12 protein-coding genes are annotated in these 12,687 nt (G+C 50.9%); 6 read left to right on the top strand and 6 right to left on the bottom strand.

The features are described from left to right. The 3 genes from B2R29_RS10310 to B2R29_RS10300 form a co-directional block, all read right to left on the bottom strand. On the bottom strand, positions 1-174 hold a 174-nt coding region (locus B2R29_RS10310; RefSeq protein WP_301181073.1), incomplete at its 3' end, for an ATP-binding cassette domain-containing protein. Between the two features lie 27 nt (positions 175-201). Further along, positions 202-1,206, bottom strand: coding sequence for an ABC transporter permease (locus B2R29_RS10305; RefSeq protein ID WP_301180990.1), 1,005 nt, complete (start codon positions 1,204-1,206; stop codon positions 202-204). Positions 1,207-1,306: 100 nt separating this feature from the next. Beyond that, positions 1,307-2,626: a CmpA/NrtA family ABC transporter substrate-binding protein gene (locus B2R29_RS10300; protein WP_301181072.1), complete on the bottom strand. Its 1,320-nt coding sequence runs from the start codon at positions 2,624-2,626 to the stop codon at positions 1,307-1,309. A gap of 438 nt (positions 2,627-3,064) precedes the next feature. On the opposite strand from B2R29_RS10300, the gene B2R29_RS10295 reads away from it, so the two are divergent. From B2R29_RS10295 to B2R29_RS10275, 5 genes are all read left to right on the top strand, one after another. Continuing rightward, entirely contained in the window at positions 3,065-3,601 is a 537-nt protein-coding gene (locus B2R29_RS10295) for a hydrolase (RefSeq protein WP_301180989.1), read from the top strand. 61 nt (positions 3,602-3,662) lie between these two features. Then, a complete protein-coding gene (locus tag B2R29_RS10290; RefSeq protein ID WP_301180988.1) occupies positions 3,663-4,514 on the top strand; it encodes a PA4780 family RIO1-like protein kinase in 852 nt (283 codons plus the stop codon). Between the two features lie 94 nt (positions 4,515-4,608). Continuing rightward, complete coding sequence (locus tag B2R29_RS10285) at positions 4,609-6,789, top strand: YgiQ family radical SAM protein (RefSeq protein WP_301180987.1); 2,181 nt, start codon at positions 4,609-4,611, stop codon at positions 6,787-6,789. A 41-nt stretch (positions 6,790-6,830) separates the two neighbouring features. Continuing rightward, positions 6,831-8,780 (top strand): acetyl-CoA hydrolase/transferase C-terminal domain-containing protein, encoded by a 1,950-nt coding sequence (locus tag B2R29_RS10280; protein ID WP_301180986.1) that lies wholly within the window; start codon positions 6,831-6,833, stop codon positions 8,778-8,780. A gap of 65 nt (positions 8,781-8,845) precedes the next feature. Next, positions 8,846-9,430: an exopolysaccharide biosynthesis protein gene (locus tag B2R29_RS10275; RefSeq protein WP_301180985.1), complete on the top strand. Its 585-nt coding sequence runs from the start codon at positions 8,846-8,848 to the stop codon at positions 9,428-9,430. 10 nt (positions 9,431-9,440) lie between these two features. On the opposite strand, the gene B2R29_RS10270 is transcribed toward B2R29_RS10275, so the two are convergent. The 3 genes from B2R29_RS10270 to B2R29_RS10260 are packed head-to-tail and all read right to left on the bottom strand — an operon-like array spanning position 9,441 to position 11,906. Then, entirely contained in the window at positions 9,441-9,743 is a 303-nt protein-coding gene (locus tag B2R29_RS10270; protein WP_301180984.1) for a DUF3325 domain-containing protein, read from the bottom strand. Then, positions 9,736-11,448 carry a PepSY-associated TM helix domain-containing protein gene (locus B2R29_RS10265; RefSeq protein WP_301180983.1) on the bottom strand — a complete coding sequence of 571 codons (1,713 nt, stop codon included), beginning with the start codon at positions 11,446-11,448 and terminating at the stop codon, positions 9,736-9,738. The genes B2R29_RS10270 and B2R29_RS10265 overlap by 8 nt, the downstream gene beginning before the upstream one ends. Positions 11,449-11,450: 2 nt before the next feature. Then, positions 11,451-11,906 (bottom strand): hypothetical protein, encoded by a 456-nt coding sequence (locus B2R29_RS10260; protein WP_301180982.1) that lies wholly within the window; start codon positions 11,904-11,906, stop codon positions 11,451-11,453. A 71-nt stretch (positions 11,907-11,977) separates the two neighbouring features. On the opposite strand from B2R29_RS10260, the gene B2R29_RS10255 reads away from it, so the two are divergent. After that, positions 11,978-12,687, top strand: a 710-nt coding sequence (locus B2R29_RS10255) for an alanine dehydrogenase (RefSeq protein WP_301180981.1), incomplete at its 3' end; no start/stop codon positions are given.

Here is a 12,687-nt window from a genome sequence, read left to right as displayed (position 1 = left end):
ATAAAGCCCAGCCACAATATTCAGTACGGTAGACTTACCGCAGCCTGAGTGGCCGATCAACGAAATGAATTCGCCTTTTTTAATTTTCAGGTTCACATTCTGAAGCGCACAGAAAGGACCTTTCGGTGTTGGAAATTCGATACCAACATCTGATAGTTCGAGTAATGGGTTCATAATGAAACTCCTCTGTCCTTTATGTACTTATCGTGTAGCCGCTGATTTATCCCACGACACTTTGCGCTGAATCATCAGCATGACGCGGTCAAGTAAGAAGCCAATCAAACCAATGGTGATAACGGCGACCATAATCCGGCCTAAGGAGTCAGAAGAGCCGTTCTGGAACTCGTCCCAGACGAATTTTCCAAGACCCGGGTTCTGAGCCAGCATTTCGGCTGCGATCAGTACCATCCAGGCAATACCCAGAGAGAGACGCAGACCGGTAAATACCATTGGGATGGATGAAGGAAGTACGATCTTACGAACATGCTCCATATAGCTCAGGCGCAATACCTGTGACACATTCACGAGATCTTTTGGAATAGAAGCCACACCCACTGCGGTATTAATAACGGTTGGCCACAGGCAGCAGAGCATGACGGTAATCATCGAAGTCACGAACGACTTGGGTACCATTGGATCGTCTGATACATAGAGAGCAGATACCACCATAGTGACAATAGGGAGCCAGGCTAACGGTGATACTGGCTTAAAGATCTGGATAACAGGGTTGAACGCGCTGTAGAGGTTGGCGCTCAGTCCGATAACGATACCGAATGGAATAGCGATCAGAGACGCCAGAATAAAGCCACTCAATACAGTAACAAGGCTGGTTCCGATCTGGTCGATATAGGTTGGCTTACCTGTGTAGTCCCGGATTTTAGGAACGTACGTCGGGTCTTGTTTAACGCGGGCAGCGTTACGTTTTTCCTGACGCTCATAAAAAGCGTCTGCTTTTTCGCGTTCAGTAAAGTGTTCGGTTAGCAGACCTTTGGTCTGGGTAACAACGTCACCTGGTCCGGGGAATTGCCCCAGAGAGGTATTGATATTACTGGCGGCGGCTTGCCAGATCATCAGAAAAACCAATAAGCCAGCCAGTGGCAGACCAATAGTTTTAATAATCGTCTGGATATTTCCAGAAACATCTTCGCCTTTCGCGATACTTACGAAGGGTGAAATCCAGGCAATATTCGACAGCGCAGTAGTCATAAAAACTCCTTCGGTCCGGACTATTGAGTCCGTTGACCCTTTTTAATGGGTGGGTGAGGAAAACCTCACCCACTTTGTTGCATCCGACCGGGTATACAGATCAGATTTTCTCGGCGCCTTTCAGGCCGATTTCGAACTTCTTCAGGTACTCATTAGGCTTGCTACCGTCATAGACGATATTGTCGATGAAGCCTTTCTGAGCTGGTTTGAAGCCTGTCTCGGTAGCGAAATCCGGGAAGTCTTTCGCATCAAGCTTGCCTTCTTTGATCAGCTCTTTAGCGGCAGAAGCGTAGATGTCCGGGCGATAAACTTTCTTCGCTGTTTCCATGAACCAGTCATCTGATTTTTCTTCAGAAATCTGACCCCAGCGACGCATCTGAGTGAGGTACCAGATTGCATCTGAGTAGTACGGATAGGTCGCGTTATAACGGAAGAACACGTTGAAGTCCGGTACTTCGCGCTTATCGCCTTTCTCGTATTCGAAGGTGCCCGTCATTGAGTTAGCAATAACGTCGTAGTCGGCGCCAACGTACTGAGATTTAGACAGGATTTTTACTGCTTCCGGGCGGTTGGCGTTGTTGTCAGCATCCAACCATGCCGCTGCGCGAATCATCGCTTTAACCACTTTCTTGTGAGTAATTGGGTATTTGTCTGCCCACTGTTTGCTCACACCAAATACTTTCTCTGGGTTGTTTTTCCAGATTTCGTAGTCGGTAATAACAGGTACGCCGATGCCTTTAAATACAGCCTGCTGGTTCCATGGTTCGCCCACGCAGTAACCGTAAATGGTGCCGGCTTCCATCGTTGCAGGCATTTGCGGTGGTGGCGTGACAGAAAGCAGCGCATCAGCATCAATCTGGCCAGAGGTGTCACCTTTGTGCGGTGCGTAGTAACCAGGGTGAATACCGCCTGCTGCCAACCAGTAACGCAGTTCATAGTTGTGCGTTGAAACCGGGAACACCATACCCATGTTGAATGGCTTGCCGTCGGCTTTATATTTCTCAACGACTGGCTTAAGTGCATCTGCTTTGATCGGATGAACTGGCTTGCCATCTTCGTGCGGGATATGTTCTTTCATCTGGCTCCAGATATCGTTCGATACCGTGATGCCATTACCGTTGAGGTCCATGCTGAATGCAGTGATGATGTGTGCCTGAGTACCGAAGCCAATGGTTGCGCCCAGAGGTTGGCCGGCCAGCATGTGTGCACCGTCGAGCTGACCATCGATAACGCGGTCGAGCAGGACTTTCCAGTTAGCCTGAGCTTCCAGAGTGACGTACAGACCTTCTTCTTCGAAATAACCTTTTTCATAGGCGACGGCCAGAGGAGCCATGTCGGTCAGCTTGATAAAACCAAACTTCAGTTCTTCTTTTTCTGCCCATTCTTCAGCGGACACCAGTGGCGCTGACATGGTTGCCATACCCGCGGCCAATACCAGTGCGCTTTTCACAAACGTGCGGCGCAGAGTTTTGATTCCTCGCATTTCCTTCCCCTTTTTAAGCAACAAAAAAAGGCGCTACGACAGCACTGCTATTAGCAGGAGTCGAAAGCGCCTTTGCTTTGTAAATCTTGATTTGAAAATTGCGAACTTCGCCATTGAAGTTCTGAATTGCTTAATACAAGCACCGTGCCAATTCGTATTTCTAGCGTTGAATTATTTCGACGACACCAGGTTTTATAGGGGGTTCCGGGGTTTTATATCGTAAAGACAGCGGATTCTATTTGTGAAAGTGAGAATTATTATTGAGTGTTTGATTATTCATTCGGCTCGTTTTGGTGCGGAGTGCCGATGATTGGTGATACTCTGGTGCAGCTCCTATCGTAGTCACTATAACCATTTGTGAAATAAGGAATTTTTATGCTCAACCGCAAGCGTACCGGCCTGGTCATTGTTGATGTTCAGGGTAAGTTAGCCCGATTGATGCACGATTCCGAGGCAATGCATGCCTCTTTGAAAACTCTGATTTCTGGTGCTAAGGCGATTGGTTTACCGATTCTCTGGCTCGAGCAGAACCCAGAAAAGCTGGGGGCGACTTCGCCTGAGTTAGCCGAACTGATACCGGGCGAGCCAATCCCAAAGTACACCTTCAGTGCCTGTGGTGAGCCGGGTTTCGTTGATGCGATTGAAGCGAGTAGTGTTCATACTTGGCTGGTGGCCGGTATAGAATCCCACATCTGCGTTTACCAGACAGTCAGAGATCTTATTGAGCTTGGGCGTAAGGTTGAGGTGGTGACTGATTGTGTGTCGTCAAGAACATCTGCAAACCGCCAGCTAGGGATTGATCGGATGCTGGATGCCGGTGCTCGCCCAACCAGTGTCGAAATGTGTCTGTTCGAGCTTGTCGGCAGCTGCCGGGTGCCGGAGTTCAAGGATGTACTGCGTTTAATTAAATGAGTGTCATAGCGGCGGAATGTTCCGTGTTACAAGAATTCTATGTATCGATAAGCGTTAACGGATGAAAACACCCAGTTCCCTTCTTCCTCTGATCGAGGACGGTATTGTCGATGAAGTCATCTCACAGCTGATGAGCGGCAAAGAAGCCACGGTTTATACTGTACGGTGTGGGAATGAGATCCGCTGCGCCAAGGTGTACAAAGACTCAGCAAAACGGAGTTTCAAGAAAGCTGCACAGTATCGCGAGGGGCGTAGCGTGCGTAACTCCAGACGCGGACGTGCGATGGAGAAAGGCAGCAACTTTGGCCGTAAGCAACAGGAAGAAATATGGCAAAACGCTGAAGTCGATGCGCTTTACCGGCTGGTTGCTGCGGGCGTGCGAGTGCCTCAGCCTTATGGTTGTTTTAATGGCGTTCTTATCATGGACCTGGTCGCAGATGAGGATGGTAACGTGGCTCCGCGCCTCAATGACGTCAGCATGTCGGAAGAGCAGGCGCTGGAGGATCACGCGGAGATTATGGACGCCATCAAACTGATGTTGATAGAAGGCATCGTCCATGGTGATCTTTCTGAATTCAATGTGCTTGTCGATGACTATGGCCCGGTGATTATTGATCTCCCTCAGGCGGTCGACGCTGCGGGCAACAACAATGCCTTCGCCATGCTTGAGCGCGATGTGCGCAATATGACTCAATATTATGGTCAGTTCGCGCCTGACCTCCTGACAACCCGATACGCCAAAGAAATGTGGGCCTTATACGAGGACGGGGCGCTGCTTGCCGATACGGAGCTGACCGGTGTGTTCGAAGAAGACGCGGAGTCTGCGGATGTCGATTCCGTGATCCTGTCGATTAAGGCGGCGCTGGAGGAGGAGGAAGAACGCCTCGCTCGCATGCGTGAGGATGATGAATAAGACCATCGGAGTTCAGTTTTACACGATTTCGCTTTAGTCGGGGCCTCTGTTTGGGGATAATCCCCCACTAAAGCAGTCAACTTTAGCGGTTTCCATGTCTCTACCTTCGAATCAGAAAGAAAATCATCTGTTTTCTAACTATCCATACTGGGCAGAGTGTTTCGGCACAGCACCGTTTTTGCCCATGTCGCGGGAAGAAATGGACCAGCTTGGCTGGGACTCGTGTGATGTCATTCTTGTCACGGGCGATGCGTACGTAGATCATCCCAGCTTCGGCATGGCGGTGATGGGGCGGATGCTCGAGTCTCAGGGCTTCCGGGTGGGGATCATCGCTCAGCCAGACTGGAACAACCCTGACGACTTCACCAAACTAGGTAAGCCGAATTTCTACTTCGGTATTACTGCGGGCAACATGGACTCCATGATCAACCGCTATACCGCAGACCTCAAAGTTCGCTCTGACGATGCCTACACGCCTCACGGTGAGCCGGGTAAACGTCCAGACCGGGCGGTCATCGTCTATTCACAGAAGTGCCGTGAAGCCTACAAAGATGTGCCTATTGTGATCGGCGGTATTGAGGCATCCCTGCGCAGGATCGCTCAGTACGACTACTGGAGTGATCAGGTTCGTCGCTCGGTACTGATCGATTCAGGGGCAGACATCCTTCTGTACGGCAACGCCGAACGCGCAATTGTTGACCTGACCCACGCCCTGGCACAGGGGCGCAATGTAAGCGATCTCACTGACCTTCGTGGTACCACCATCGTGCGTGATGCCACACCAGAAGGGTGGTCTGAAGTCGACTCAACACGAATCGACTGGCCCGGCCGCATTGACGAGATACCGAATCCGTATGAAATGAAAGATACGGAGACGATGTCGTGCAGCACCAATGGTGATGCAGCAGAAGAAGAATCTGAAGACAGTGATGTGATGCCGGTGAAAATCGTACCCATGCCACTGCACCGCAAGGCTGACCTTGACCCTGAGACCACGGTGATTCGTTTGCCGTCGTTTGAAAAAGTGCGTAACGACAGCGCGCTCTATGCACATGCGTCGCGGGTGCTTCATCAGGAATCGAACCCGTACAACGCACGACCACTGGTGCAGAAGCACGGAACGCGTGAAATCTGGGTAAACCCACCACCGATTCCACTCGAAACTGACGAAATGGACAGTGTGTTTGGTTTTCAGTACCAACGTGTGCCGCACCCATCGTACGGAGACGCTAAGATCCCGGCCTACGAAATGATCCGTTTCTCGGTCAACATTATGCGTGGCTGTTTTGGTGGATGTACGTTCTGCTCAATTACTGAGCACGAGGGGCGTATTATTCAGAGTCGCTCTCAGGAATCAGTCATTAACGAAATTGAAGAAATCCGCGATAAAGTACCGGGTTTCACCGGCACTATTTCAGACCTTGGTGGCCCGACCGCCAACATGTATCACCTGAATTGTAAGAGCCCGGAGATTCTTAAGAATTGTCGCCGCTTGAGCTGTGTTTTTCCGGGGATCTGTAAAAACCTGAAAACCGACCACAGTGCGACGACTCAGTTGTACCGCGCTGCACGTGCTTTGCCGGGCATCAAGCGTGTCGCGATTGCCTCAGGCCTTCGTTATGACCTGGCCGTCAAAGATCCTGAGTACGTGCGTGAACTGGTGACACATCATGTCGGCGGTTATCTGAAGATTGCACCTGAGCACACTGAGATGAATGTGCTCAATAAAATGATGAAGCCAGGCATGGGCACATACGACGCCTTTAAGCGCATGTTCGATAAGTTCTCGAAAGAGGCGGGCAAAGAGCAGTACCTGATCCCGTACTTTATTGCCGCGCATCCGGGAACTGAAACCAAAGACATGATGAACCTGGCGTTGTGGCTGAAGCGCAATAAATTCCGCGTGGATCAGGTACAGACCTTTTATCCTTCGCCGATGGCTCTCGCGACGGCGATGTATCACTCAGAACGTGATCCACTGCATCGCATGAGTTACAAATCGAAGAAAATGCACATTCCGCGCAAGCTTGAGGAGCGTCGCTTGCAAAAGGCTTTCCTTCGTTATCACGACTCCCGAGGGTGGCCTGCATTACGAGAAGAGCTTAAGCGTATTGGACGCACCGATCTTATTGGTAGTGGCCCGAATGCGTTGATTCCAGCAGAAGACGAAGTGGCTTCAACACGTCATCAGCGCCCTGGGTTTAAGCCCAAGTCGGGTGCTGCCAAGCGCAAGGGCGGAGTACAGGCCAAAGCGGGGCCGCGTAAGCGTCGCTGAACTCTGACGGCTCGTTAAAGTCCAACCCGGATATGGACGATATGACACAGCAGTTTTCTTCGTACGGTGAAATGGTCGAGCAGGTCATCAAGACCTGCGGGCCGGATATCCGTCTGGCAACCATTCTCGGGTTGGGCAAACCTAACCGGTTAATTAACGCATTGTATGATGCCGTTAAAGGCCGCGATGACTTGTCTCTGACCATATTCACTGCACTTTCGTTGAATCCGCCTGAAGCCTCCTCGGATCTCGAATCCCGATTTCTCACCCCCTTTACTGAACGCCTTTACGGTAAGAACTTTCCGCGCCTGAAATACGCAGACGACATGAAAGCGGGAAGGCTCCCAGACAATATCCATGTCGAAGAGTTTTATACTCAGCCGGGAAGTTACGTTAAGTCGCCGCAAGGGCAGCAGAATTACAACAGCCTCAATTATACAGAAGTCGCTGATGCGCTCTCGACCAAAGGCATCAACGTTGTTTTTCAGAGAGTTGCCAGTAAAGACCGTGGTCGATACTCACTGTCATCAAATACCGACCTGACCCAGGACGTACTTGAACGTATACATCAGGCAGGCCAGCCCCGACCCTATTGCGTCGCCGAAGTTGATAGAAATTTACCCTGGGTGGGAGGTAAGGCAGAAATGCCGGCGGGTTTCTTTGATACGGTTCTGGATGTCGACACGACAAACGACCAGTTATTTGCACTGCCTCGCCAGCCGGTGTCCGACAGTGATTTTGCCATCGGGTTTTATGCCTCACTGCTGGTAAAAGACGGCGGTACCTTACAGGTGGGCATTGGTGCATTGGCGGATGCACTTTGCTACGCACTGGTGCTTCGTCATACGGACAATGCACTTTATCGTAAGATTATTAACGCGCTGAACCCTGACATTCTGTCGTCTGATCTGGTGCGGGAGTACGGGGGCTGCGAGCCATTCCAAACCGGAGTATACGGTTGTAGCGAAATGGTGAACGAAGGGTTCAGGGTGCTCGTCGAACACGGCATCATGAAGCGGCGCGTGGTTGATGACCTGGCCCTGATGCGCAAACTCAATTCGGGTGAATTATCCGCCGACGAGAAAGAAGTTATTGAAACCGAAGGCAAGTATCTTCGGGGCGGTTTTTATCTCGGCTCTCCTGATTTTTATCAATGGGTTGGTGAGCAGGGTGCCCAAGAAAATACGCTTGAAATGGATCGCATTGGTCGGATTAATTCGGTTACCGGCCCTGATTACGAGCTTGAAGTTCAGCAGAGACGCCACGCCCGGTTTATGAATATCTGTATGATGGCAACGCCATTGGGTGGTGCCGCCTCAGAGACATTGCCAGATGGCCGTGTAGTGTCTGGCGTCGGTGGCCAATACAACTTTGTCTCAATGGCGGCTGATTTACCCGAGGCTCGTTCTGTTCTTATGTTTCATGCCGTACGCGGCGAAAAGTCCGAAAGTAACATTCGCTGGGATCTGCCAAATCTGACGATACCGCGCCATCTTCGCGATATTTACGTCACCGAATACGGCATCGCTGATCTGCGCTTTGCCTCAGATGAAGAGTGCATCAAGCGCATGCTCCGTATATCGTCATCGGACGCTGTTACAAATCTGAAAGAGAGTGCGGTTGCAGCAGGTAAGCTAGGTTCGTCTGTTGATTCAAATGAGCTTAATCTGGATGTGATCAGGCAAAGAAATACTCTGGGGGCTCTGGAAAAGCGCTTTGCTGCTTTTCGCCGTAACGGAAGTCTGATTGATTACCCACTTGGCAGTGATTTTACCCAGGTAGAGCAGCGCTTGGTTAAGGCTTTGCAAGTCTTAAAGAAAGAGACGGCGTCTACTCGCGGTAAAATACGATTGCTATACCGCGCTTTAACGACTCAGCTACCCGATTATGAAGCGGAATTGGAGCGTATGAGGCTCACTAAATCTAAGTCGTTGCGCGAGAAGTTGACTGCGCGCATAGTAAAGTATGCTCTGTATTTAACTCAGGAATAACAATATTAATGTCATCTGCTCAATGCACAATTAATTGATTAAGCACTGGCTTTGAGGAGATATGAGTGCCTGACCAACTTGATATTACCGCAGTACTGACGACATTGCGTGATGACACTGATAACGACAAGATATCGTTGGGGGATATTGTCAGCTCTTTGGAAGGGCGGGGCTTTGGTCCTCTGCTCATGGCACCTGCCTTGATCGCTTTTCTACCCAGTGGCGCCATTCCTGGTATACCAAGCTTGTGTGGGATTTTGATTGCCCTCATTGCAATACAGAAAGTCTTTGGAAAGAGTCACCCCTGGATTCCTTCCCGCTTGCGCAAAGCAGATTTTGACCGCGAACGGTTCAGCGACGGCGTTGATAACATTACGCCAATTACCAAACGCATTGACCGACTTTTTAAACCGCGGATAACTTTTTTGTTTGGCCCTGTGATCAGTCGCTTAATCGCGGCGCTGTGCGTTATTTTTGGTTTGTTGATGATTCCTCTGGAACTCATCCCTATGGCTGCCGCTATTCCTGCGCTTGCGATTATTTTCGCCGCTATCGGCTTGAGTACGCGTGATGGTGTTATGTTGATTCTGGCGCTGATTCTGTTCTCAGTGGCCGGATACTGGGCCGGCACTGAGTTTGGATTCATTTAATCGATTTTTTCTATGCTCTGAACAGTGCGAGAGGCTTAAGCAGGCCGGGGCGGTAGCTCAATACCTGGCCAACAATAAAAGCAGCCGTAGCACTAAGCATGATCCATACGAGCACCGCCATAGATGCATGGTCAGCCTGAAGGCAGGCCAGACCAGATAGAGCTACACATATCCAGCCGAGGCTCCGTAAAAGGCGGGAGGCTGGCTTACCGCTCATAACCTGTTTCCAGTGCGTCTTAAGAGAGAGCGCAAACCAGCCCATTGCCAGTAGCATCAATACAAAGGCGATGATCAACCAGATTGCATCATTCATAAGCGGCTTCTCCTGTCGCTAGCTTTTTCTGGCTGGTTTCCTGTTTGCGTTCTGTTTCATGCGTCGCGGTCATTTTTTTCACTGCGAGCAGTGCAATCAAACTTCCCGCCAGCAGGCTTAAGTCGACACCGGCGACGGCCCAATATGGGTCGGTAAAGATTGTTTTAATTAAATGATCTCCGGTACTGATCCAGTTTGCGATAACCGCGACAACCCCCAGTAGTGCAATTAACACCGTCTGCTCTCTCCAGGCGGGGTTAGTCTTCGCCAATGCGACTGCAGCACTGCGCCATATTGCGTGCAAAAACGAAAGCGCCCATACAGACCAGAAAACGAGTTTTTCTATATCACCCTTGCCTTCGGTCGCAGACGGAATAATACGGTTAGCAATCAGCATGGCGATGGCAGCGATCACCATACCGGTGACGGTTGTAACAGCAAAAGCATCGACGATTCTGCTTCCCTGAGATCCGGATTTAGCATGCTGTTGTTTGCGTTTTTCGACAAAAAACATGAACCCTGTGGCGATACACGCACAGCCAAGTAGTCCACCGATCACATAGAGCCAGCGCAGGAACCAATGCTCGAAATGCTGAAGGTGAAGACCAGCCAGAAAATCACCAATAGATTCGGCAAGGCTATGGGGTGGATCTTCGCGAAGAACATCGCCGGTAACGCCGTTAAAATGAATACCTTCCCCAACAAGGGCAACGCGATCGCTGCCCGCACGATAAATGCTGACGTAAGCATTCTGATCGCCGACATGGTGCATCTGCAGGAAGCCGACTTCTCCAGCCATGTCTCTTGCTGCCCAACGACGTTTCGCTTCAGCCACCATCGCATCGACAGAGGCCATGGGTGCAGGGATGCCAGCGCGCTCATGAGGGAGGCCCATTTCTTCCGCTTCTATTGCTTGCTGCGCACTGTGTAGCGGTTCCAGCATGGTGTTGGTTACTGGCATGTAGTAGAAGGCGACGAAGATGATCAGGCCGGTAAAGGCAAAAAAGAAATGAAAGGGAAGTGCTACTACACCCGTCATATTGTGCATATCGAGAATACTGCGCTGTTTGCTTTTGTGGCGACGAAAGGTAAACAATTCGCGGAAAATTTTACGGTGTATCCAGACGCCAGAAATAAGAGCAACCAGCATGAAGAAGCCGGCGATTCCGACGATAAAAAAGCCAATCCGATTCCAGTTCAAATTCAGGCTGTAGTGCAGCGGGTAGAACCACTCACTGCCTATTTTTAAATGGTGATCAGGGACGCTGACGCCGGTTCTGGGATCGATGGTCGTATTACCATGGATATGATTATGCCCCTCGGGGTTCGCCGGGAAGGGAACACGGAAGCCCGCCCCCATGCGTAGTACCGGATCACGATGTGTAGTGTAAGCCCAATATTCATCTGCGGGTAACTCAAGGCGGGGCGTCATCTCGCCGGCACTGGCGTCGTGGTATTCGGGCATCATACGCTTGTACTCAGCTTCATCCGGTTCAATACGCTCGAAAACACCCATCAGGAGATTGTCAAAAGACGGCATAGGTTGTGGGTCAAAGCGCGTCTCTGGGATGGCCCAGCGATCAATCTCCCGATCAAATACAGACAGAGCACCGAAGAAAAAACACACCATCAACACAAAGCCGAGAATCAGACCGAGCCAGGTATGGAGCCAGGCCATACCCTGGCGCGTACTATTAAACTGCATACTCAAGCCCCCTGCGCCAGTAACATTGATTGCAGCCACACAGAGGCTGCCGTCATCAAGACACCTCCGCCATAGGCGACTGCGTGCGTCAGCAGCGTTTTACGGCTTAAGAACAGCCAGAAAAATACAAGCAGAAAAACAGGAAAGGCCAGCAGAAAGGCCGTGTGTTCTGCGGTGTGGAAGCCCCAGCCGAGAGTCACTGTGGAGGTGACGGTCAGGGCGACAAAGCCCCATGTGAACAGGTAGCCACCAAGAAAGGCGGTTACCACAGGGCCAAGTGATTGACGTGTGAAACTTAAAAGAGTCGACATAAATACTACGCTATTGTGGATACGGCGGTTTGCTTGTGATAGTACAAGAGATAATGGTTCGCATTCAATGCTTATTATGACTGTCATCAGCCAGCAGGGGATCAAACAGGAATGGCTGTTGTGTTTTTGCAACGGCATGTGTGGCATTTGTGGCCCGACTGGATACCTTGGGCCGTTGGGCTGCTATCCTGAATGGTAAGTCGACAGGAGGCGTATTTATGCGAGTTGGCGTACCAAAAGAAATAAAAAATCACGAGTATCGCGCCGGGCTGACGCCCGACAGTGTCAGGGAGCTGGTACATCGGGGTCATGATGTCTTTGTTGAGACGGGCACCGGAGAGGCCATAGGCTTTACCGATGATCTCTACATAAACAGTGGTGCTGAAGTCGTACCTGATGCCGCTGGCTTATTTGATTCTGCTGATCTCATTATTAAGGTGAAAGAGCCGCAACCATGCGAGGTTGAGTTACTTACACCAAGGCATACGCTATTCACTTACCTCCATCTGGCGCCAGTGAAACCGCTGACCGATGATCTTCTGGCGTCTGGCGCCACCTGCATTGCATATGAAACAGTCACTGATAGCGCGGGCCGGCTGCCACTATTGGCGCCGATGTCTGAAATTGCCGGACGTATGGCTGTTCAGGCAGGTGCGCACAGCCTTGAAATGGCCGCTGGCGGCCGCGGTGTGCTGCTCTCAGGTGCCGCTGGCGTACCAGCTGCCGAGGTGATTATTCTTGGCGGCGGCGTGGTCGGCAGTAATGCACTGGCCGTTGCTGTGGGCATGGGCGCGCGCGTGACCGTGCTGGATACCTCCATGAATCGTTTGCGCGAACTCGATTCTCAATACGGCAACAGAATAAGTACGGTGTATTCAACGCGGACGGCCCTTGATGAGCACCTGGCCCGGGCTGACCTCATCGTTGG

The sequence above is a fragment of the Thalassolituus sp. UBA3500 genome (assembly GCF_002377545.1).
Taxonomy (GTDB): domain Bacteria; phylum Pseudomonadota; class Gammaproteobacteria; order Pseudomonadales; family Oceanobacteraceae; genus Thalassolituus.
The sequence above is the reverse complement of the archived record's forward strand: the minus strand, read 5'-3'. Positions and strand labels throughout refer to the sequence as shown.

What these genes read in the sequence shown, in the direction of transcription:
- B2R29_RS10295 (WP_301180989.1), top strand. Translation starts at nt 3,065, where the DNA reads ATGCTCAACCGCAAGCGTACCGGCCTGGTCATTGTTGATGTTCAGGGT.
- B2R29_RS10285 (WP_301180987.1), top strand. Translation starts at nt 4,609, where the DNA reads ATGTCTCTACCTTCGAATCAGAAAGAAAATCATCTGTTTTCTAACTAT.
- B2R29_RS10305 (WP_301180990.1), bottom strand. Translation starts at nt 1,206, where the DNA reads ATGACTACTGCGCTGTCGAATATTGCCTGGATTTCACCCTTCGTAAGT.
- B2R29_RS10300 (WP_301181072.1), bottom strand. Translation starts at nt 2,626, where the DNA reads ATGGCAACCATGTCAGCGCCACTGGTGTCCGCTGAAGAATGGGCAGAA.
- B2R29_RS10280 (WP_301180986.1), top strand. Translation starts at nt 6,831, where the DNA reads ATGACACAGCAGTTTTCTTCGTACGGTGAAATGGTCGAGCAGGTCATC.
- B2R29_RS10290 (WP_301180988.1), top strand. Translation starts at nt 3,663, where the DNA reads ATGAAAACACCCAGTTCCCTTCTTCCTCTGATCGAGGACGGTATTGTC.
- B2R29_RS10260 (WP_301180982.1), bottom strand. Translation starts at nt 11,906, where the DNA reads ATGCCACACATGCCGTTGCAAAAACACAACAGCCATTCCTGTTTGATC.
- B2R29_RS10265 (WP_301180983.1), bottom strand. Translation starts at nt 11,448, where the DNA reads ATGCAGTTTAATAGTACGCGCCAGGGTATGGCCTGGCTCCATACCTGG.
- B2R29_RS10270 (WP_301180984.1), bottom strand. Translation starts at nt 9,743, where the DNA reads ATGAATGATGCAATCTGGTTGATCATCGCCTTTGTATTGATGCTACTG.